This is a genomic window from Parablautia muri (assembly GCF_009917485.1).
GTDB lineage: Bacteria > Bacillota > Clostridia > Lachnospirales > Lachnospiraceae > Suilimivivens > Suilimivivens muri.
Window position 1 is genome coordinate 26,071 of record NZ_QZDT01000015.1, and the last position, 22,174, is coordinate 48,244.

A 22,174-nucleotide genomic window follows, 5' to 3' on the forward strand; every position below is an offset into this window, starting at 1 on the left:
TTGCAGGTATGACTTGCGGTACGCGGAGGGTAAAAAATGAAGAGAATGATTTCACATGAGGGAATATCTTCCCTTTGTCTGGAGCTTTCCTTACTGCTTCAGGCAGGTGTAGGAGCAGGGGATGCGCTGGCCTTGCTTTTGGAGGACAGTGATCCGGAGTATAAGGAGCTTTTGGAGGCTATGGCGGATGAAGTAGACCAGGGCGCCTCTCTTTCAACGGCTTTTAAAAATACCGGCAGGTTTCCTGTTTATGTTTCAGGACTGTTGGAAGTGGGAGAGCAGGTAGGCCGCAGTGTGGAAGCGCTTAGCGCTCTTTCACGGTATTATGAGTACAGAGTCCGCTTAGACAGGCGTATTCGCAGCTCTCTTTTGTATCCGGCAGTTATGCTGCTTTTGATGTTATTGGTGATTGGTGTGCTGCTGGTAAAAGTACTGCCTATTTTTGATGATGTATACAGATCTTTGGGAGGAAGGCTTTCCGGTGTTGCAGGAGGACTTCTTACTTTGGGGCGCTGGCTGGATAAGATTATGCCGGTTTTATGGGTACTTATGGCGTTGGTTGTGGTATTTTTTGCAGCCCTTGCAGTGTCGGAGAATTTCCGTGAAAAACTGATGGGGATGTGGCGTAAAACACATGGGGATAGCGGCCTTTCCAAGAAAATGAATACCGCCCGTATAGCCCAGGCTGTTTCTATGGGTATGACAAGTGGTCTGGCTACGGAGGAAGCTATTTCTCTGGCAGCAAAACTGCTGGAGGATGTACCGGATGCTGTAAATCGATGTGCAGACTGCAGAAAACGCCTGGAGCAGGGAGAGAAATTGGGTAATGCTTTAAAGGAAAGCGGGTTATTGCCGGGTGCTTCCTGCCGTTTGTTAGAGCTTGGATTTAAGAGCGGATCAGGGGATACTGCTATGGAAAAAATTGCCAGAGATATGTCAGAGGCCAGTGAGGCTGCTTTGGAAGATGCAGTGGGCCGGGTGGAGCCTGCCCTGGTTTTAGTATGTTCCGTACTTGTAGGACTTATTTTGTTGTCCGTAATGCTGCCCTTGATGCATATCATGGCGGCTATAGGTTAGTAGGAAGAAAGAATGCCTTGAAAACGCCCTAAAGGGCGGGCATTCTCCGTACTGATTTGTGAGCGATTGGAGTCATGGAGGATTAATAGTGAGAAAAAAAAGAACAATAGGAAGCCTTCTACGTGCACTGCTTCTTCCTTGTGTGGTGATAGCTGTGCTGCTTTTCTTTGCAGTTGCGTTAAATAGCCTTGAGGCGGGGAGGGAGTCAGAGGAGATGGCGCAGCTTGAGGATGTTTTACGCCGGAGCTGTGTGGCCTGTTATGCCGCAGAAGGGACTTATCCTTCAGATTTGGAATATTTGAAAAACCATTACGGTGTTCATGTGGATGAAGAAAAATATACGGTATATTATAATCTCTTTGCCCAAAACCTGATGCCGGATATTACAGTATTGGAGAACAAACCATGAAAAAAAGAACAATGGAATATCATTTAGATGGGTTAATAGCTCTTTTGCTGTTTGGTGTTTTTGCAGCGTGCCTGATGGCAGTGCTGTTTACCGGTGCGAATGCATATCGGCGGCTTACTTTCCGAAACAATGTGTTCTATGAGAACCGTACATGTGCACAGTATGTGGCAGTTAAAGTACGTCAGGTGCAGGATGCCCACGCAATAGAGATAGAAGATTTTGGTGAAGGAGATGCATTGGTGTTTCCTGATGGAAATTATGTTACCCGTGTTTATTATTATGATGGTTATCTGATGGAGTTATACTCTGAAAAAAATTCCGCTTTAGGCCCGCAGGCCGGGGAAAAGGTCATGGAAGCAGGCGGCCTTTCTTTTTCCCTTGAGGATGGGATGTTGTTTATCACCATTACGGACCAAGAAGGAGAAACAGAAGAATTGATGCTGTCATTGTACGGCGAAGGGGAGGTGGCTGTATGAGGAGCAAAGCGCCCTTGGCATTGATGGAGCAGATGGTGATGCTGCTGGTATTTGCCTTAGCGTCCGCCCTTTGTCTTCAGGCATTTGTAAAGTCAGATGCCATATCTTTCAAGAATGGAAACAGAAGCAAGGCGGCTTTGGAGGCTCAAAATACAGCGGAAGCGATTCAGCATTGCGGCGGAGATTTAGAACATGCATTAGCCGGAGCAGGAGAATTATTAGGAACGGTGCCGAAGGATGGGAAGATACGCATTTCCTATGATGATGATTGGGCTGTGACAGAGAAAGAAGGCTCCTTTTATTTGGAAGCTGCCGGTATTCCTACAGATATTCCCGGTTTGCAGAAGGCATCGGTACAGGTGTTTGATAATAACAGCATGGCAGGTGATGACGCAAAGTCCGGGCTCCTGTTTGCAATAGAAGTGGCATGGATTGAGGAGGATATCAATGAATGATAAAAGAAGGTTTTTCCCACCGGCAACGGGAGGTATCTCTTTACTTGTATCTTTTGCAGTCCTTTGCCTGACAGTGTTTGCACTGCTGAGCCTTGCCACTGTGCAGGCCAACGGGCGTCTGATGGATGCGTCTATTGATGCGGTGAGGGATTATTATGAGGCGGATTGTGAGGCGATGAATATATTAGCCTTGCTGCGAATTGGAACAGTACCGGATGGTGTTGCGGCAGCAGGTGATGTTTATTCATATAGCTGCCCGATTTCTGAGACACAGGATTTGATGGTTGAAGTACGCCTTAAGGGAACTGACTATACGATTCTGCGATGGCAGGCAGTTTCTAATCAGGCGGTTACTTTGGAAGATGGCTTAAATGTGTGGGATGGCGGGTCGGATTTTTAAAAACGATGCAATTATAAAGATAATATTTGCAAAATAAGAATATCAAATAAACGTAATATAAGTAAAAGAGCCAAGATAAATTGTAGTTGGAGGTTATAGATGGCTGAATTAAAAGATTATTTAAAGCGTGCAGTGGACGATGGGGCGTCTGATTTATTTATTGTGGCCGGCGGCCGGGTTACAGAAAAGGTAGAGAATACTATGCAGCCCATCAGTGAGGATATGATGACGCCGCAGGAGTCAGAGCGGCTTATTACGGAGCTTTATGTGAGAGCGAATCGTCCTATAGAGGTTTTTTTGCAGCGGGGGGATGATGACTTTTCCCTTTCTTTGCCGGGACTTGCCAGATTCAGAGTGAACGCCTATCGCCAGAGAGGCTCTATGGCTGTTGTAATCCGTGTGGTAGTGTTTGATATTCCGGACTTTAGGGAATTAAATATTCCGGAAAGGGTTATGGATTTGGCGGATGTTACCCACGGAATGATTTTGGTGACAGGTACCGCAGGCAGCGGAAAATCCACCACGCAGGCATGTATCATTGACAGGATTAACCGCACCAGGGGATGCCATATTATTACATTGGAGGATCCGATAGAATTTCTTCATAAAAATCAGAAAAGTATTGTCAGCCAGAGAGAAGTGGCGATTGACTCGGAGAATTATCTGACAGCCCTGCGTGCTTGTTTAAGACAGGCTCCCGATGTGATTTTGCTTGGAGAAATGCGTGACCATGAAACAATCCGTACGGCCCTTACCGCATCGGAGACGGGACATCTTTTGATTGCCACACTGCATACGAACGGTGCGGTAAATACCATTGACCGTATCGTAGATACGTTCCCGGCAGGACAGCAGGCGCAGGTTCGTGTTCAGCTGAGTATGGTATTACATACCGTAGTCTCACAACAGCTTTTACCTGGTATAGATGGAGATTTGGTGCCGGCTTATGAGATTATGCATATGAACAATGCAATCCGCAGCCTAATCAGGGAAAATAAAAGTCATCAGGTTGATAATGCAATTGCTGCCGGTGGAGGGGAAGGAATGATTTCGATGGATCAGTCCATCCTGGGGTTGTATCAGCAGGGAAGGATTTCCAAGGAGACAGCCCTGAGGTTTTCAGAGCACCCGGAGCAGATTGCCAGACGTTTAGGTTAAAAATCAATATGTTTTTTAAAATTAGATCGAGCCGCTTGCTTTGCAAGCGGCCCTTTTGATCATGAGTTGTTATCGAATCATGTTCTACAAAATATGAGCCTGTACGCATTCTGAAACCGCAAAAATCGCCCCTCACACCTGAATCACGTTCTCACGGAATGCGCAGTAAATGCGCATTCCTGACCCGTGAAAAGTAAGGGACAGTTACATTTGTTTACATTTTGATGCTTTTTTTGCATGTTTTTTGTGATAAGATTGGTGTTAAATGGGGGGGATGTGTTTTGAAAACAAATGAGTTTATAAGAACAAACGCAAAAATACTGGTGATAGAGGATGATAGTTCGATTTCAGAGTTGATTTGTATGAATCTTGAAGCGGCAGGGTATAAAATCGTGGCGATTATGGATGGAGCAGCGGCGGAAGCCTTTTTAAGGGATCCGGAGCATGAGGAGATTGCCCTGGCATTGGTGGATGTGATGCTGCCCGGAAAAGACGGCTTTGCACTTATGGAGGATTTGCAGAAGGAAGAAATTCCGGTCATTTATCTGACAGCCAAAGACGATGTGGTTTCCAAGGTACACGGACTTAAGGCCGGAGCGGAGGATTACATCGTAAAACCCTTTGAGGTGTTGGAGCTTTTGGTCCGTATGGAAAAGGTATTAAAGAGAACGGGACGTGGACGGGCGAAAATACAGGTCAGGGATGTTGTCATTGATTTACTGGAGCATAGTGTAACCAAAGGCGGAGAAAAAGTGTCTTTAAAACCAATGGAATATGAACTTTTGGTAACACTGGCAGGGAGTAAAAACGTGGCCTTTTCGAGGGAAGAACTGCTGAATAGAATTTGGGGATGTGACTATATGGGAGAAACCAGAACGGTGGATGTGCATATTGGACAGCTTCGGAAAAAACTGGATTTTCATGATGTGATTCGCACCATTTCGAAGACAGGGTACCGTCTGGAGGATTTGGACTAGATAGCTTTGGCCTGTGTGTCTGTGAAAAAGAGTTTCACATGGAGGAGCACAAATGAAACTATGGAAAAAATTATCCATGGTAACAGTAACAATATTGTCGGCGGCAACGCTGGCATCAGGAGCTGCGGTTATTTACCGCTCCATGGAATACAACCAGAGAAAAACAATCGAAAGCAGTGAACGGCAGCTTAAGTCAATCGCTTATGCGATTGGAAAAGATTTGGAAAGCGGCCTTTTACAGGGCTATAGTGGAGTTACCCGAAATTCCTATATCAATTTCGTAATAAAAAAATATGGCGCCTCAGAGTATATTTTGATTGAAGATGATCAGGTAGTATGTAACCTGACGCCATTTGAGCTGACAAATCCGGAGGATGAAAGATGGGGAGGTGCGGAGATTTGCAGTATCATTCAAAGCAGAGGAGAGCAATACATTTTGATTTCGGGCAAGAAAGTGCCGGTAGTTGGAAAAGTGGAATATAAATTGGTACTTGTGCAGGATATATCAGAGCTTTATGGGGATATCCGTAAACAGGTTTATTTTAGTTTGACCTTTATTTTAGGCGCTTCGGTGATTTCCGTGGTATTAATCTTTTTGCTCACAAAAAGAATCATGCGCCCGCTGCGTGAGTTACAAAAGGCCGCGAAGGAGATTAGCGAAGGAAATTTAACCAGAAGGGCCAATGTGCGTACAAAGGATGAAATCGGAGCAATGGCCGAAGCGTTTAACAGCATGGCAGGCCGCATTGAAGCGCAGGTTACGGAGCTTTCCCAAGTATCGGAAAGGCGCAGGCAGATGTTGGGAAGCCTGACGCATGAATTAAAAACCCCCATGACTTCAATTATCGGTTATTCAGATACCTTACGCAATGTAAATTTAAAAAAAGAGCAGCAGGAAAGAGCTTTATGGCACATCTACAAGGAATGCAGGCGGTTAGAGCGGCTTAGCAGTAAGCTGATGAGCTTAATGGGGTTATATGACAATGACAGTATTTGTATGGAAGAAGTATCCATGAAGGAATTATTTGAGCAGGTGGTAAGCCTGGAGGAATATAATCTAAAGCAAAAGGGAATCAGACTGGAATCTTTCTGTACCATGGGCAGCAGACAGATTGACAGGGATTTGTTTGAGAGTCTGCTGGTAAACCTGATTGATAATGGGATAAAGGCCAGCAGTGAAGGAACGGTTATTTTCCTTACGGGGCAGGATAATCGGATTACCGTAAGAGATCAAGGATGCGGAATCCCGGCAGATGAAATTAAGCGGGTAACAGAAGCCTTCTATATGGTGGATAAAGCAAGAAGCCGCAAAGCCGGGGGATGTGGACTTGGACTTGCCCTTTGCAGCATGATTGCGGAGCTTCATGAAGCGAAGCTGGTGATAGAAAGTGAAGTGGGAAAAGGCACAAACGTTTCCATTATATTTTGAAAGAAAATTTTTGTTTGAAGAGGAGCATTTATAAAATGTTTACAATTTGTTGTATACCTTTTACGGGATAGAGCAGTATACTTTCAACATTCCAGTGGAAGAAAGGAGAGGATGAAAGTGAAAGCAAGGAAGGGAATGATATTTTTCATTGCAGTAATGACAGCGCTGTTGGTTTCAGGCTGTAATGACAATGTACAGACAGAGGAAGAAATTGTTACGCCTAAACAGGAGGAAGAAGCAGAAGATGCAGGAGATTTGGGCGGACAGGAGGAAGGAGTGGAAGGCACGGACGAGAATGGAGAAGGAATTGCTCAGCAGGTCCAGGCACCGGAAACTTATGTGTGGGAGGAAAACAGTGATACGATCAGCGTAAAAGTGAACGCTCCTGTTATCGTTCCGAAAGGGGAGGGGTTTAAAACCTTTCAGGTGACTGCCAGAACTTATACCCAGGAGGATTACGACCGAATTAGTCAAACTATATTGAAGGGCGCAACGCTCTGGGATCGGGATTATGAGCAGATGGAAAAATCCCATGGATTTACAAGGGAGGAAATAGATGAAGCGATTGCGAATTTTGAAGCCAATAAAGCCAATGGCGGAAAGTATGAAAATACGGGTAAGAATGTAGACTATGACGAGGTAATCAGGGAATGGGAGGCGCTTAGAGAGGGTGCACCAGAGGAGGCAATTATAATAGATGTTCCGTCAGTTGTTTCATATAGTCCTGGTGAAGAGTATTCAGAGGAAAATAGGCTTTCAGGATACGCTACGGTGGATGGAGAAAATTATTTGGTTTCGGTTGATAATAATCTGAGGGATGACTGGCGTTGGATTACCTTTGAGGTAAGTGCGGAAAGGTCAAAGGGAAACTTTACGCCTGTTGTCGCGGGAGACGAGACTGGTGTGGATGTGGAACAATTTCCCATAAAGGAGCTGAAAGACGAGGCGGAAAAGATGATGGCGGACATGGGTTTTACGGAATTTACAGCGGCAGGTGATGAATTTTTTCGAACTTATGCATGGAACGAAGAATTAGAGGCCCTGTCGGAGTATAACCAGGACGGGTATGGGCTCCACTTTACGAGAACACTGGAGGGGATACCGGTAACCTATACGAACAGCGAAGGCACTGCCATGGAAAATAACGCTGACACCTCATGGCCCTATGAAAAGCTTGATATTATTTTTGATACGGAAGGAATTGCGGATTTTAAATGGTCGAATCCTTATAGTATAGAAAAATTGTCTGATGAAACGGTATTTTTGATTCCTTTTTCCGATATTCAAGGTATTTTTCAGGAGATGATTTTTAAGAAATATGATGATTTTCTTGAAGCTTCTGACGTAGAGTTGTCTCTTGAGATTGACGAGGTGCATCTGGGGTATATGAGGGTTATGGACAAGGGAAATGTTATGGAGGGAACTATGATTCCGGTGTGGGATTTTTTTGGGAGCGAAACGATATGCAATCATGATGGTGAAACTTACACAAATAACGCCCCCTATACCAGCTGTCTTACGATTAATGCTATAGATGGCACAATTATTGACAGAGATTTAGGATATTAAAGGGCGCGGCAGAAAGAGAATGGCTTCCGCAAGTAACAGTTCGGATTGTGCGGGTTGCCGGCAAGAATGGGGGATTAAAATGGAAGACAAAAGAGCGATATGCATTTTGGCATCAAATAGAATGGAAGAACAAGGGAAAAGTATTTCTTACTATATTTGTAAAATGATTTTCGCTGTATTAAACAAAAAGGGAGTTTCCTGCGAAATATTAAATCTGCGGAATTATACCTTCTTCCCGTGCGTTGGCTGTGGGGGATGTCGTGAGGGGTTAAGATGTGGAAAGGATAAAGAATTTAACCAAATTTATGCGGAACTATGCCTTGCGGATTATGTCTTTTTTGTGTCACCCCAAAGCATTCCCATACCGGCAAAGCTGTGCATGCTTTTTGAAAAATTGGAACAGCTTACTTTTTTGCAGGAAAGGGAAAACTATATTGATCAATCCGAACTGTGTGGGAAATTAGCAGGTATCATTACTTATGGTAAAGGAGATAGATGGGCGCCTGAGGATTGCAAAATAATGGTTAATGATACGATTAGCAATATACTGGGCGCCCTTGGGCTAAAAATAGTACCCTATAATTCAAAATGGAATACCGGCATATCGCTTACCGTAAGAAATATACCTACAGGAAATGAGACTCTCCTGGTCAAAGAACATGACTGGAAAATGATGGAGGAGTCTGTCAGAAGATATGTGGAGGTCATTGTGCAGACCTCCAAGTCGCTGCATGCAATTTGTTAAGGAATTGTCACGAGCTTACAAAAATACATTCACATCCGGTTTTTTCCAGAAAGTCTGCCGCCGCCTGCGCAATACATTGAGGCTGCATGACAGAGCTTGTTTTTAACTGAACCACTCTGCGTTCAGGAAGGTAGGATGGATTCTTGGCCAGAGGAATTTCGTATTTGATGCACAGTAATTGTGCAATTTTAAATAATTCATTTTGGTTCACTTTATCAGCAATACCGATACGCCAGCCGGTCTGGTCAGCCAGAGTTTGCAGCACATCATGGTAACGATGGCCGATGGCAGGTGAGATAAAGCTGATTTCCAAATATTTTCCGATTATATCATGCTTTAAGCTTTTTTTGTCCGGCCTGTGGGGGAGCGAAGCGAAAGTCTGGTCAATGCAGTTAAATGCTGTGTTTTGCTCAGCTGTTTTTACAGATGTATTTTCGGGGACGAAAAAGCTTTTCTGCTGTTTATCTGAGACATCGGCCAAGGAACTGTCAGGGGAGCGGGAGGGCAGGGGGGAAGAAAGCTGTCCGTTGATAGAAAGGATCCAGCCGGTTGCATGATGAAATTCCGCAGCTGCTTTTTGAACCATCTCATCTTTAGGAGTCCCGGAAAGGGTGATAATATAGTTCTTTTTATCCGCACGATAGGAAATTTTGGTGATGCCATCAGGAAACAGAGCGGCGAGCAGGAGGGATACTGCGTTATGGTTTGTGGACGGATTCATACAAACACTCCAACCAAAGGCCTCGGCAAAAACGGCGGCCGCTGCATGAAAAGCCGTTTGATTTTGTGCATCCGGATAGTCAAACTGCATGGTGATTTCCTTGCGGTCAAAGTGATAACCTATCTTTCGGTAGGGAAAGCCTTCGAATACTTTTTCAATCTGCGCAGAGAGCTCCTGTTGGGTCAATTCCTTAGGGGCCAGCATTGCGGCAAGATCTTCCGGGGTAGTGGTATCCCAGAGAAAGAGCCGCCGGGCATTGGGGGTGAAATAGCAGCTTTCCTGAAGGGCTTCCTGCATAGAAGTTAGGATGGCTTCATCTGATATGGGTTTACCATACCAGATGTAGGCAAGCTCAGAGATGCTAAAGTGCCTTTCAGGGTAATGCTCCCGCAGGTATTCCCAGAAGGACTTTTCATCTGCCGGAACATATTGCTGCGCTTTCTGAAGCGTGTAAGCAGGGATAAAGGCTGCCTGCTTTCTTTTTTTGTGCATGGAAATTTCATAATCCTGTCCGCATTCAGGCAAATATACCTGTCTGCGATAGTCCTGGGCTGCTAGCTCCTGGCCTAATTCTTCCATGGCATCCCGGTTTCCGTGTACCAGAAATATATGCCGGGAGGAGAGACGTTCTAATAGTCCCTGAATTTCAAGTTTATCTCCGTGGGCGGAAAGTCCCACCTGTTCAATACGGCATTTAACGGGAATCGAGCTCCCGTTTAAGGACAGAGTACCGTCCTTAGGATGTTCCAAAAGATTCAGGAGCTGGCGGCCAGGCGCTTCTTCATCCTGATAGCCTGTGATGATGATGCAGGCATCCTCCGAAGATGCCAGACGCTGGGCGTAGAAGGCGCTGGGACCGCCGGTGAGCATTCCGGAGCTGGAAAGGAAAATGGCAGGGGTGCTGCCGGACAATAACGCCTCTCTCTTTTGCATGGTCGCCACAGCCTGGATTTCTTTCGTATAAAAAGGCTCACTGCCCTTTAAAATGCGTTTTGCTAAAGCATTTTTCAGGTAAGTGGGATTTCGTGTATACATGATATTGATATCCCGGACCATACCGTCTACGTAGACAGGAACTGCCGGAATTTCCTGATTCTGAATGGCAGTGCGCAGGATCAGCAAAACTTCCTGGGCTCGTCCCAATGCAAAAGCAGGGATCAGTATTTTTTTCTTCTGCAAGATACAGTCCCGTACCAGTTCTACCAGTCTTTTTTCTTCTACCTGTCTGTTAGAGTGAAGGCGGTTACCATAGGTGGTTTCAACAATGGCAACATCAGGCCGTAGCTTTGGAATGCCGATACCTTCAATGGTACGCTGGGAAAAGGTGGAAAAATCTCCGGAATAAAACAGACTGCCTTCCTCTGTAACCAGATAGATGCAGGCGGCTCCTGCAATATGCCCGGCGGGATAAAAGGTTAGGGTAAAATCATCCAGGATAGGAAAAGGAGTCTTAAATCTAACAGGGTATATCCGTCCTAGCATAGCCAAAACATCCTGCTCTGAATAGTGGGGAATTTCTCCTTCACGGTTATTCATAATTTTTAAACTGTCATAGAGAAGCACCCGGGTCAGGTCTGCAGTCATGGCAGTCATATAAATGGGAGCGTTTGGATAGGCTTTGCTGACAAGCGGGAGGGTACCGATATGGTCCATATGGGCATGGCTGATTAAGATGGCATCAAGGCCGCCCTGTTCTTGTAAGGTGCGAAAGTCAGGGAGAGGATCCTTTGAGCCGGACTGACGGATTCCGGAGTCCATAAGAATGCCCTTGCCTGCTATTTTAAGGTAAATGCAGCTTGCGCCAATTTCCATAGCGCCGCCTAAAAAATGTAAGTTCACTGACATGAATCCTTTCTACTAGTATCATTGATTCGTTTATCTGATAAGTCATTCCTGAAAAGTTAGCGTTTTTTTCATTATACAATGAAAAGGAGTGGATTTCCATAACCGGACCGAATTGTTTCACTGGAAAAAGTGCATGCTGTAAGTTATAATTGTATTGTATACCATGTTTTCTACAGGCTTCAAGGCCCTCTTAATTTTGGAAAGGAGAAACTATGTTGGAATTTAAATATGACACACAGCTTTTGATTGAAGGCGAGGATTTGGATGAGGATGCAATTTCCGAATACTTTACGGAAAATTTTAAGGGAGATTGTCTGCTTGCAGTGGGAGATGAGGAATTGATTAAAATTCATTTTCACACCAATGAGCCGTGGCAGGTACTGGAATACTGTGCGGCCTTAGGCGAAATTTATGATATCGTGATTGAGGATATGGACCGCCAGTCAAGAGGCTTAAAAGGCTAGGGTGAAAAATAAAATGGAGGACTATTTATGGAAAACAATTTAACAAGAGAAGAAGCGCTTGCGCTCTTAAAAAAATACAATAAGGAGCCTTTCCATATTCAGCATGGACTTACGGTGGAAGGTGTTATGCGGTGGTATGCCAATGAGTTAGGTTACGGTGACGAGGCGGATTATTGGGCCATTACCGGCCTGCTGCATGACATAGACTTCGAGCTGTATCCGGAAGAACATTGCATAAAGGCGCCTGAATTGCTGCGAGAGGGCGGGGTGTCAGAGGACATGATTCATTCTATCTGTTCCCATGGATATGGCCTTTGCTGTGATGTGAAGCCGGAACATGAGATGGAGAAGGTTCTCTTTGCAGTGGATGAGCTTACCGGACTGATTGGTGCGGCGGCCCTGATGCGGCCATCTAAGAGCGTGATAGATATGGAGGTTTCCAGCGTAAAGAAAAAATTTAAGGATAAAAGATTCGCTGCCGGGTGTTCACGGGATGTAATAAACAAAGGGGCGGAAAGCTTAGGCTGGGAGATGAACGATTTGTTTGAAAAGACAATCCTCGCAATGCGCTTTTGTGAAAAACAGATTCAGGAAGAAATAGCAACATGGGGCAGCATGTAATGATAGGGTTTGGAACGCTCATCAACACGGCGGCGGTAGTCGCCGGTGGTCTGATAGGTCTGAAGTTAAAAAATGGAATCAAGCAAAACATGCAGGCTATTTTGATGCAGGCGTGCGGTGTTGCAACTATTTTTATTGGCGGGAGCGGCGCTTTGTCGAAAATGCTTGTTTTTCAGGATGGCAAATTTGAGACGCAGGGAACAATGCTTCTTATTTTTTCCCTTGTATTAGGCTCTCTTTTAGGAGAATGGATTGATATTGAAAAGAAAATGGATATCCTCGGTGAGAAAATCAAAAAGGCAGTGAAGGCTGAAAAGGATAACCTGTTTGTGGAGGGATTTGTTAATGTGTCGCTGATTATCTGCGTTGGGGCTATGGCAATCGTGGGAGCGATTCAGGATGGCATCAGAGGAGATTATTCCCTCCTTACTGCCAAAGCAATTCTGGATTTCGTGATTGTAGTGGTATTTGCCGCCGTCTATGGAATTGGAGCGGTGTTTTCTGCGGTTCCTATCTTGGTGTATCAGGGAGCGATTACATTGGCAGCCGCATTTTTGGGTTCTTTTGTCAGTGATGTTATTGTCAGTGATTTATCCTTTATAGGTTCTGCGCTTATTTTTTGTGTGGGCATAAACATTGGATTTGGTAAGAAATTTAAGGTGGGGAATATGCTCCCCGCCCTTGCTGTGCCCATTATTTATGAGCTTATATATCCTGTCATGAATTAGATTTTGTATTGGAGAGAGGAAGCAGATGAAAATTTCTACAAAAGGAAGATATGCTTTAAGATTGATGTTGGATTTGGCCATCTACAACACAGGTGTGCCTATCAGCTTAAAGGATGTGGCGAAAAGGCAGCAGATTTCAGAAAAATATTTGGAGCAGATTATTTCATTATTAAATAAGGCAGGATTTGTGCGGAGCATCCGCGGCCCTCAGGGAGGGTATATGCTGACAAAGGAACCCCGTGAGTACACGGTGGGTAAAATTTTAAGGCTGACGGAAGGAGATTTAGCTCCGGTAAGCTGTGTAGAAGCGGATGGAATGGAATGCGAGCGCAGACAAGGATGTGTGACAGTTCGGATATGGGAGCAGTTAAACGAAGCGATTAACGGTGTAGTGGATCATATTACATTGGCGGATATGGTTGAGTGGCAGATGGAAAAGTCTGACCAGTATGTCATTTAAGGCTGTTTGTTAGATTGACTTAAAAGTATAACAGAGTTTGAATAGAAGATAAGAACGCTGAATGTCTGTATTTTGCAGATTTTCAGCGTTTTATTTTGAGTTAGAACCTTTCAGAAAATAGTCGGATCTGCCAAGATAAATTTAGAATAAGCTTTAGAAATTCTTTTGTTTTATGTAGGGAATTTATAAAGTTTTTCCCTTTATAGTAAGGAACGATAGGAATCATTTTATGGACTTTGCAATTATTTTCAGCAAGGATATTAGGAAGGGAGAATGATGACAAATGGACATGTCAATTGAAATTCGTAATTTGACAAAAAATTATGGAAGAAAACAGGCGTTGTGGGACGTAAATCTATCGATACCACAGGGAATGTTTGGACTGCTTGGGCCAAACGGCGCTGGAAAAACAACGCTGATGAAGATATTGACCACTTTAGTTAAAAAGACAAAGGGAGAAGTGAGGATTTGTGGAGAGCCTCTTGAAAATAGTAGAAAAATACGAAATATGACAGGGTATCTTCCACAGGATTTTTCCATGTATGGAAACATGAACGCATATGAAGCATTGGACTATCTGGCGGTGCTTTCAGGAATGAACAAGGCGGAGAGGAAGGTAAAAGTTCCCCAAATGCTGGAAAAGGTCAATCTGCTGGAAAAACGAAAGGTGAAGGTAAGGGCCATGTCCGGAGGAATGAAAAGGCGTCTTGGCATTGCCCAGGCAATTATACATGATCCCAAGGTGATTGTTGTGGATGAGCCTACGGCAGGACTTGACCCGGAGGAGAGAGTGAGATTCAGGAATTTGCTGTGTGAGATTGCAAAGGACAGAATTGTCCTTCTTTCCACCCACATTGTAGGAGATATTGAAGCAACCTGCGAAAACATTGCCATACTAAACCAGGGGGAAATTTGCTTTCAGGGCAAGGTAACGGAACTGCTTTCTCTGGTGGAGGGGAAAGTATATCGTACAGAGATAGCGGCGGCGGATTTGGAAAAAACAAAAGAAAGATATTTGGTGACGGGAATCCTTACAACAGGGAGTACGGCAAATATAAAAATCATATCTGACCAAAATCCCTTTTTGCAGGAAAAGATTTCAGAGGAAAAGCTTCCGGAAGTGAAATTTTCAGCGGCAAAGCAGGTGAAGCCGGATGTGGAAGATGCCTATATGTATTTGATGCATAAGAAATGAAAATAGATGTGGGTTATTTCGCCAAAGGAGTTTGGAAAAAGTCTGAAAAAAAGGAAGGGAAAAAAGCTATGTTTGGAGCATTGTTTTTGAAAGAATGCAGACAGGTTTTGAAAAGTCTGGTTTATTATATTTATGTTGTGGTTTTTGTTTTATTTATAAACAGTCAGATGAGTAGTGAAAGCGTGGAAGAACTGCAGGAGCCGGTACCGGGACAGACTTACTACGGGGAAACCGTGACGCAGGATGAAACCCTGATCATGGAAGGTACGTTGGCGGATTTGGTACAGGATGTCTGCCATAATTCTTTTGCAACCTATCCACTGGGATTTTATAAAGGGGTAAACCTTACTGCCGAAGAAATAGAGCAGGCCGAAGAAATTTTGAAGAACTGTACGGGAAAAAGTATGGATGAGCTGAAAGAAGAAATGGAAGAACATTTTGGCGGGTATGCTCAAAATGGTATGGAAGTAAGGATGGAGGCTGCGGCAAGCTACAGGGTGCCGGTGAAGGAAGGATTTACGTATGAGGATTTTGAAACAGCGATGGAGGAGGTTTGCCATCTTGTGGGCAGGGGTTCCTTCTATGAAAAAGAGAGCTACGAAAACAGGGTTTATGTACCAATGACTTATGAGCAGGCCAGGGAGGAATTTGATGCTTTATGTACAAAGGATAATCTGACACGTGCTTATATACGCCTTTTCTGTGACTATGCCGGAATTGTGCTTGCTATTTTGCCAATTTTCGTAGGTGTATCCGGAGCGCTGCGGGATAAAAGGGCAAAAGTGCAGCAGGTTATGTTTTCAAAGCCGGCATCCGGTGCGCTGATTGTGGTAAGCCGATACCTTGCCAATCTGGTTATGTTGATTCTTCCGGTGGTGATTGTCGCCTTTTTACAACAAAGGCCCTACTATGATAAGGCAAAGGAGTTTGGCGTACAGGGGGATATGTGGGCGTTTTTGACCGTGCCCGGGGTTTGGCTTTTGCCGGAAGTTATGATTGTGCTTGCATTCGCCTTTTTGATTACAGAGCTTACCGATTCTATTGCGGCAATATTTATACAAGTGGCATGGGGTATTGCAAGTCTTTTCGGCGCATCCACGTTAGTTGGAAATTTTGGCCTTAGGCTGGTGGCAAGGTGGAATACCTTTGGCAGTGCCGAACTTTATGACACTCTGAAAGAGGAGCTTTTTCTTAACAGGGGATATTACTTTTTGCTTGCGGTTATCTGCGTACTTATGACTGTGATTATTTATGAGATAAAACGTAAAATGGGAACAAATTTGAAGCGAAACCATTATCCTTTCGAAGAAAGCTTTGGAAAAGCGCTTTAAATTTGCGGGCTGTTGGCAAGAAAGGGGTTATTATGGAAAAATATAAGAAATTGACAGTTAGCTTTGTAAAAAGGCAGTACTATCCTCATCTTTTACTTACACTGCTGCTGATTGTTTTTTCAGGAGGATTTGTTAGTTTTAAAGCATTAGAGGAACCGCAGGCGGCAAAGGTGATGGAAATGTATGTAACCTTTACAGGAATTCTTCTATTCACACCTCTTTTCATGCCGGAGCAGGATAAAGAAATCTGGAATTTAGAAAGGAGCAAAAGTACATCCATGTGGAAAGTGTACCTGCCCCGTGTCCTTTTAGCGCTTCTGGTTTGTGTTTTGGTTACTTTACTGTTTGTAGGTCTTATGAAAAAAGGCGGCGGGCATTTTCATGCCGGTATTCTTTTGAGAGGGGCGTGCTGTGAAATTCTCTTTTTAGGAAGCATCGGTTTTTTTGCCTCGGCAGTGACCAATCAAGTGGTAATAGGGTATATGGCCGCTGTGGTTTACTATGCAGTTAATATAGGCGGAGGAAAATTCTTGGGAAGGTTTGCACTGTTTAAGATGATGCAGGGGGAATATGGCACCTGGACGTATTGGCTTTTTGGAGCGGCGGTATTGCTGAGCGGCGGTATTTTGGCGCGTGAGAAGATGCGCTTCTAAATCGTTCTTTACTGAAATCTGCAATAGGTATTATCTATCACCAGTCCATGATTATCCATATTGGACTTCTATAAATAGATGCGGTATGCTCATTTCATGGTAATCAGATAGGAAATATATTCTTATTATCTGATGAAATAAAATAAATTTTAAGCTTACGGATAAGCGAGAAATTACCAAAATGGAGGAGTAATTATGAGTAAAAAAACCTATGCGGAAAGAAATTTAAAATTTGAAACCTTACAGTTGCATGTAGGGCAGGAACAGCCGGATCCGGTTACGGATGCAAGGGCGGTGCCAATATATCAGACATCTTCTTATGTGTTTAGAAACAGTGAACATGCGGCAGCAAGATTTGGGCTTAGCGATGCCGGTAATATTTATGGAAGGCTGACAAACCCTACGGAGGATGTGTTTGAAAAAAGAATTGCAGCTTTAGAAGGCGGTGTGGCAGCCTTAGCTGTGGCTTCTGGTGCGGCAGCAATCTCCTATACAATACAGAATCTGGCCCATGGGGGAGAACATATCGTCTCTGCAAAAAATATCTATGGCGGAACCTATAACCTTTTCGCACATACACTGCCTGAATACGGAATTACCACAACCTTTGTGGATCCTTTTGACTATGCGGAAGTGGAAGGCGCTATACAGGAAAATACCAAAGCAGTGTTTATTGAAACGCTTGGAAATCCCAATTCAGATGTGGTCGATATTGAAAAAACAGCCCAAATTGCGCATGCCCATAAGATTCCCCTGGTGATAGATAATACCTTTGCAACCCCTTACTTAGTCCGTCCTATTTCCTATGGCGCTGACATTGTGGTGCATTCGGCAACCAAATTCATAGGAGGGCACGGCACCACTATTGGCGGTGTGATCATTGACAGCGGCAAATTTGACTGGGAGGCAAGCGGTAAATTCCCTTCCCTTACGGAGCCCAATCCCAGCTATCATGGTATCAGCTTTACCAAGGCGGTGGGAGCGGCAGCTTTTGTTACAAAAATCCGCGCGATTTTGCTGCGTGATACGGGTGCTACTCTTTCTCCCTTCCATGCCTTTTTCTTCCTGCAGGGATTGGAAACCTTATCTCTTAGGGTAGAACGCCATGTGGAAAACGCGCTTAAGGTGGTAAATTATTTAAACAATCATCTGCAGGTTGAAAAGGTGAACCATCCTGCCGTATCGAATGACCCAGTACAGCAGGCTCTTTATCAAAAGTATTTTCCCAATGGGGGCGGTTCTATTTTCACATTTGAAATTAAGGGAGATGCGGATAAAGCAAAGGCATTCATTGATAATTTAGAGCTGTTTTCCCTTCTGGCAAATGTGGCTGATGTGAAATCGTTGGTGATTCATCCGGCATCTACCACGCACTCGCAGCTAAATGCGGAGGAGTTAGCGGAACAGGGAATTAAGCCCAATACCATCCGCCTGTCCATAGGAACTGAAAACATCGATGATATTATCGAGGACTTGGAGGAGGCTTTTTTGGCTGTCTCTTAACCTGCGAGTTTCATTTCACATAAAAAGAAATCCCTGATGGAATTAGAATCAGGGATTTCTTGTGAAGTGCCGCTTAAAACATGTGGCGGGTCATCTCATATTAGGGATTTGAGTCTTCTTTTGACTCATAAAGATTGCTTACTTTTCGCACGCCCTCTAATTGACTGATTTGGTTTCGCACTTCATCCGTGTCGGCATCCAGCTTTATGGTAACCCGGTAGCTGGAAGAATCTTTAAGGGGATTTTCCGTAAATTGTCCGGCAATGCTCTCATCTAAATATTCCAGCTTAAAATTATCCCATGCTTCATCAGCGCTTACGTAGCGTACAGAATAAACACCGTCTATGGTATTTAAGATATCTTCAATGGCAATCAGCTGCTGAACAGAGATATCTTTCTCAAAAAATACATTTACATTCTTTACCTGATAAAGGTTGTATGCGGCATAGGATGTCGTACTGATACCTGTCAGCAAAGCAAGGGCAATTGCCGCCGCTGCCAGCCTTGAGCGTATGAGTAAAGTGGAACCGGCTGGTTTTTGGTGGGTACAGTTTTCTAATAATGCATCGGCCATTTGAGCTGGCATGGTAATGTTTTTGACTACTTGAGTTAATTTTGTTTCTTTCATGAGAATCCTCCATTCTTGTTTCTTAAACAGGATGACGATAAATTTTAGTAACCGCCATCTGACAACAGTTCTTTTAATGCGTTACGACCTCGTTGCAGACGTTTTTTTACCGCATTTTCCGAAAGACCGGTGATGTGGGCAATTTCTCCAATTTGATAGCCCTCCACATAATGCAAAAGCAAAACCGTTTTGTATTTCAGGGGAAGGGCAAGGAGCTCCATTAAAAGGCTTGCGTCCGAAGGCACTGCACATACATTTTTAAGGTCTTCTAAATTGCTGTGGGTGTGCCTCTTTCTAAAGCGCAGACAGTCCTTGCAGGTATTAGCCATGACTTTTAAGAGCCAGGCTTTCTCGTGCTCTTTGTCATGAAAAGAGGGCGCCTTTTCCATGTATTTGATGAATACTTCCTGCAAAATATCCTGTACGTCATGGGGATTGCCAAGAAGCACATAGCCTGTTCGGTAAAGCAGGTCACCATAGGTTTGAATCACATCTCTCATTTGTTCTTCATTTTTGCAGTTCAAATTTTAACCTCCATACTGCCGCGTTGCAAGTTTGATGCCCCGTCAGCGTGCTGTTTTGTTACTTGTAGCGGGGTGTTGACTTCAGGTATCAGATGTGCACAGTCTGATAAATTTAAGAGTCCAGGTTTTCTGACTATCTATCATATACACGTTTCAAAAGCTTGAAAAGTGACCGAAATCAATCTTTTTTGATTTATTTATAAAATGAAAGTCAGAATTACGCAGCATATCCGTTTGTTTTGTGTTATAATGTTTTATGTGATTTTGTTTCTTTATAAAAATCATAAAATCTCAATCAAATATGTGGAGGCGGCAGATGATAAAACAATTTAGCAACTAGTAAAGCAATGGCTTTTTTTAGGATACTTGACACAAAGCGGTTCTTTGTGTAAGGTGGAAGTATATAAATTTTATAATCAATCAATGAATGGCTTAACGTAACAATTCAGTTTGACAGAACTGCTACGGTCATAAGATTCATGTAAGAGGGCGCCTGCAACATTATATCCGAGGCCGCTTAAAAAATGATATGGAGGAGATTTGTTAAAATGAGTATGGTAAACGAACTTAGGGAATTGGGCGTTGATGTAGAGGATGCATTGCAGAGGTTTATGGGAAATGAAGGGCTTTTTAACAGAATGATCAAGAAGCTTCCGCCGGCAGTGAAAGATTTGCAGGTTGTACAGCATTTAGAAGCGGGAGACTATGAAGCGGCTCTTAATAATGCGCATACACTGAAAGGTGTGACAGGAAATCTGTCAATTAAACCTCTTTTTAATGCATACAATGAGGCAGTGAATTTGCTCAGGGCAGATAAGCCTGAGGAGGCAAAGAAAAAGGTAGAAGAAATTCTTCCCGTACAGGAGCAGATTATTGCCTGTATAGAAAAATATCAATAGGAATAGAGTGAGGTAGAGTATGGTACAGTCAAGAACGCATACGTGTAATCAGCTTAGAATTGAGGACGTGGGAAATAAAGTCACAATTGTAGGCTGGTATGATAATATGCGAAAGGTCAGCAAGAACCTTGGATTCCTGATTTTGCGTGATTTTTATGGCGTAACACAGGTAGTGGTGGAAACAGAAGAAATGATGGCGAAGCTGTCAGGAATTAACAATGAGTCAACGCTCTCAATAACCGGTGTGGTGCGTGAGCGTTCCAGCAAAAATGCCCAGCTTGCAACTGGCGAGATTGAAGTAGTGCCGGAGGACATTCTGGTTCTTGGCAAATGTATTTACAATGAGCTTCCCTTTGAGGTGAACCGTTCGAAGGAGGCAGATGAGGCCGTTAGGTTAAAGTATAGATACCTGGATTTGCGTAATCCTGCAGTGAAAGAAAAAATCGTGCTTCGAAGCAAAATTGCAGCCGAGCTGCGCAGAAGAATGATAGAACATGATTTTTTGGAAATTACAACGCCGATTTTAACCTGTTCCTCACCGGAAGGTGCAAGAGACTATCTGGTTCCTTCCAGAAATCATCCGGGTAAATTTTATGCGCTGCCTCAGGCGCCGCAGCAGTTTAAGCAGCTTCTTATGACTTCCGGATTTGACAGGTATTTTCAGATTGCCCCCTGTTTTCGGGATGAGGATGCAAGAGCAGACCGCTCTCCCGGCGAGTTTTATCAACTGGATATGGAGATGGCCTTTGCAACCCAGGAGGATGTGTTTGGGGTAATTGAAGATGTGCTGCCCCCTATTTTTGCGAAATATGGGAAATATAAGACAGCATCCGGTGCGCCTTTTCCAAGGATTTCTTATAGGGACGCTATGGAAAAATATGGTTCGGACAAGCCGGATTTGCGAATTGACCTGACCTTACAGAATGCTACCGAATGTATGGCAGATTGCGGTTTTGGACCTTTTGAGGGACAAAATGTACAGGCAATTGTGGTGGATAATTTTACGCCAACCAGGAAAGTGATTGATAAAATCTGCGCAGATGTGGAGGTACAAAGCGGCCGGAAGGCTTACTGGTTTAAGGTAGATGAAAAAGGCGAGCTGACAGGCGGCATTTCCAAGTTTTTACAGGACAGGAAGGATAAAGTAATTGCAGCCCTTGGTTTAAAGAATGGCGATTTTGTAGGCTTATGTGCAGGGAAAAAGGATGATGCGCAAAAAACAGCCGGTGTGTTGCGTAAATTCTTAGGGAATGCCAGCGAAGCGCATAGGAAGAAAGAATGCTATGAATTTTGCTGGATTGTGGATTTTCCTATGTACGAGATTGGAGAAGAATCCGGTGAGCTGGAATTTTGCCATAATCCCTTTTCAATGCCGCAGGGGGGGATGGATGCATTGCTCAATAAGGATCCTCTTGACATATACGCTTACCAGTATGACCTTGTATGTAATGGCGTGGAGCTTTCCTCAGGTGCGGTTCGAAACCATGACCCGGAAATTATGGTAAAGGCATTCCAGATTGTAGGGCTTGGTGAGGAGGCAGTGAAGGCTAAATTCCCAGCTATGTATCATGCATTCTGTTATGGGGCGCCTCCCCATGCGGGAATTGCTCCTGGTGTGGACAGAATGGTTATGCTGATTGCAGGAGAGGAAAGTATACGTGAAATTATACCTTTCCCTATGAACAAAACAGCACAGGATGTGATGATGGGAGCGCCATCGGAGGTGGATGAGAAGCAGCTTCGTGATGTGCACATTAAGATTGTACTGCCTGAGGAAAATCAATAGCAGGATAACCGGACAGAAGATGGATACTACCATAGGCAGTACCCGTTTCCTGCCCGGTTTTTTATCTATTTCTATTTTTTGCCATAAATCATATTGGCTTGAAACGTAACTTATACACGTT

Annotated in this window: 23 protein-coding genes; 20 read left to right on the forward strand and 3 right to left on the reverse strand. The window is 43.9% G+C overall.

What is annotated here, in order from left to right:
• Positions 1 to 36 precede the first annotated feature (36 nt).
• From D5281_RS10570 to D5281_RS10615, 10 genes are all read left to right on the forward strand, one after another.
• Complete coding sequence (locus D5281_RS10570) at positions 37 to 1,077, forward strand: type II secretion system F family protein (RefSeq protein ID WP_160560125.1); 1,041 nt, start codon at positions 37 to 39, stop codon at positions 1,075 to 1,077.
• 88 nt (positions 1,078 to 1,165) lie between these two features.
• Entirely contained in the window at positions 1,166 to 1,486 is a 321-nt protein-coding gene (locus D5281_RS10575) for a hypothetical protein (protein WP_330584942.1), read from the forward strand.
• Positions 1,483 to 1,962 carry a DUF4860 domain-containing protein gene (locus D5281_RS10580; protein WP_160560126.1) on the forward strand — a complete coding sequence of 160 codons (480 nt, stop codon included), beginning with the start codon at positions 1,483 to 1,485 and terminating at the stop codon, positions 1,960 to 1,962. Before D5281_RS10575 ends, D5281_RS10580 begins: the two co-directional genes overlap by 4 nt.
• Entirely contained in the window at positions 1,959 to 2,417 is a 459-nt protein-coding gene (locus D5281_RS10585; protein ID WP_160560127.1) for a hypothetical protein, read from the forward strand. Before D5281_RS10580 ends, D5281_RS10585 begins: the two co-directional genes overlap by 4 nt.
• Entirely contained in the window at positions 2,410 to 2,817 is a 408-nt protein-coding gene (locus D5281_RS10590) for a hypothetical protein (RefSeq protein ID WP_160560128.1), read from the forward strand. Before D5281_RS10585 ends, D5281_RS10590 begins: the two co-directional genes overlap by 8 nt.
• A 99-nt stretch (positions 2,818 to 2,916) precedes the next feature.
• Positions 2,917 to 3,975, forward strand: coding sequence for a type IV pilus twitching motility protein PilT (locus D5281_RS10595; RefSeq protein ID WP_160560129.1), 1,059 nt, complete (start codon positions 2,917 to 2,919; stop codon positions 3,973 to 3,975).
• A 281-nt stretch (positions 3,976 to 4,256) separates the two neighbouring features.
• Entirely contained in the window at positions 4,257 to 4,952 is a 696-nt protein-coding gene (locus tag D5281_RS10600; protein ID WP_277935295.1) for a winged helix-turn-helix domain-containing protein, read from the forward strand.
• A gap of 52 nt (positions 4,953 to 5,004) precedes the next feature.
• Complete coding sequence (locus tag D5281_RS10605; protein WP_160560131.1) at positions 5,005 to 6,381, forward strand: sensor histidine kinase; 1,377 nt, start codon at positions 5,005 to 5,007, stop codon at positions 6,379 to 6,381.
• Between the two features lie 117 nt (positions 6,382 to 6,498).
• Positions 6,499 to 7,950 carry a DUF6034 family protein gene (locus D5281_RS10610; protein WP_160560132.1) on the forward strand — a complete coding sequence of 484 codons (1,452 nt, stop codon included), beginning with the start codon at positions 6,499 to 6,501 and terminating at the stop codon, positions 7,948 to 7,950.
• Between the two features lie 79 nt (positions 7,951 to 8,029).
• Positions 8,030 to 8,695, forward strand: a complete 666-nt coding sequence (locus D5281_RS10615) for an NAD(P)H-dependent oxidoreductase (protein ID WP_160560133.1) — start codon at positions 8,030 to 8,032, stop codon at positions 8,693 to 8,695.
• 7 nt (positions 8,696 to 8,702) lie between these two features.
• Here D5281_RS10615 and D5281_RS10620 read toward each other — a convergent pair whose 3' ends face one another.
• A complete protein-coding gene (locus tag D5281_RS10620; RefSeq protein WP_160560134.1) occupies positions 8,703 to 11,261 on the reverse strand; it encodes an MBL fold metallo-hydrolase in 2,559 nt (852 codons plus the stop codon).
• 212 nt (positions 11,262 to 11,473) lie between these two features.
• Between D5281_RS10620 and D5281_RS10625 the strand changes: the two genes are divergently transcribed.
• The 8 genes from D5281_RS10625 to D5281_RS10660 all read left to right on the forward strand — a co-directional run bounded on the left by D5281_RS10625 (position 11,474) and on the right by D5281_RS10660 (position 18,216).
• Complete coding sequence (locus D5281_RS10625) at positions 11,474 to 11,725, forward strand: kinase to dihydroxyacetone kinase (protein ID WP_160560135.1); 252 nt, start codon at positions 11,474 to 11,476, stop codon at positions 11,723 to 11,725.
• A gap of 27 nt (positions 11,726 to 11,752) precedes the next feature.
• Positions 11,753 to 12,346 carry a hydrolase gene (locus D5281_RS10630; protein ID WP_160560136.1) on the forward strand — a complete coding sequence of 198 codons (594 nt, stop codon included), beginning with the start codon at positions 11,753 to 11,755 and terminating at the stop codon, positions 12,344 to 12,346.
• Positions 12,331 to 13,074, forward strand: a complete 744-nt coding sequence (locus D5281_RS10635; protein WP_277935296.1) for a DUF554 domain-containing protein — start codon at positions 12,331 to 12,333, stop codon at positions 13,072 to 13,074. Before D5281_RS10630 ends, D5281_RS10635 begins: the two co-directional genes overlap by 16 nt.
• Before the next feature lie 25 nt (positions 13,075 to 13,099).
• Complete coding sequence (locus D5281_RS10640; protein WP_160560137.1) at positions 13,100 to 13,534, forward strand: RrF2 family transcriptional regulator; 435 nt, start codon at positions 13,100 to 13,102, stop codon at positions 13,532 to 13,534.
• A gap of 283 nt (positions 13,535 to 13,817) precedes the next feature.
• Positions 13,818 to 14,729 (forward strand): ABC transporter ATP-binding protein, encoded by a 912-nt coding sequence (locus D5281_RS10645; protein WP_160560138.1) that lies wholly within the window; start codon positions 13,818 to 13,820, stop codon positions 14,727 to 14,729.
• Positions 14,726 to 16,060 carry an ABC transporter permease gene (locus D5281_RS10650; RefSeq protein ID WP_160560139.1) on the forward strand — a complete coding sequence of 445 codons (1,335 nt, stop codon included), beginning with the start codon at positions 14,726 to 14,728 and terminating at the stop codon, positions 16,058 to 16,060. The genes D5281_RS10645 and D5281_RS10650 overlap by 4 nt, the downstream gene beginning before the upstream one ends.
• 32 nt (positions 16,061 to 16,092) lie before the next feature.
• Positions 16,093 to 16,713, forward strand: coding sequence for a hypothetical protein (locus D5281_RS10655; protein WP_160560140.1), 621 nt, complete (start codon positions 16,093 to 16,095; stop codon positions 16,711 to 16,713).
• A 195-nt stretch (positions 16,714 to 16,908) separates the two neighbouring features.
• Positions 16,909 to 18,216 carry an O-acetylhomoserine aminocarboxypropyltransferase/cysteine synthase family protein gene (locus D5281_RS10660; RefSeq protein ID WP_160560141.1) on the forward strand — a complete coding sequence of 436 codons (1,308 nt, stop codon included), beginning with the start codon at positions 16,909 to 16,911 and terminating at the stop codon, positions 18,214 to 18,216.
• A 100-nt stretch (positions 18,217 to 18,316) separates the two neighbouring features.
• Here D5281_RS10660 and D5281_RS10665 read toward each other — a convergent pair whose 3' ends face one another.
• Entirely contained in the window at positions 18,317 to 18,844 is a 528-nt protein-coding gene (locus D5281_RS10665; protein ID WP_160560142.1) for a cell division protein FtsX, read from the reverse strand.
• 44 nt (positions 18,845 to 18,888) lie between these two features.
• On the reverse strand, positions 18,889 to 19,368 hold the full coding sequence (locus D5281_RS10670) for an RNA polymerase sigma factor (RefSeq protein ID WP_160560143.1): 480 nt from the start codon (positions 19,366 to 19,368) through the stop codon (positions 18,889 to 18,891).
• A 548-nt stretch (positions 19,369 to 19,916) separates the two neighbouring features.
• Here D5281_RS10670 and D5281_RS10675 point away from each other — a divergent pair.
• Positions 19,917 to 20,267 carry an Hpt domain-containing protein gene (locus D5281_RS10675; protein ID WP_160560144.1) on the forward strand — a complete coding sequence of 117 codons (351 nt, stop codon included), beginning with the start codon at positions 19,917 to 19,919 and terminating at the stop codon, positions 20,265 to 20,267.
• A gap of 19 nt (positions 20,268 to 20,286) precedes the next feature.
• Positions 20,287 to 22,053 (forward strand): aspartate--tRNA ligase, encoded by a 1,767-nt coding sequence (gene aspS, locus D5281_RS10680; protein ID WP_160560145.1) that lies wholly within the window; start codon positions 20,287 to 20,289, stop codon positions 22,051 to 22,053.
• The last annotated feature ends 121 nt before the right edge of the window (positions 22,054 to 22,174 follow it).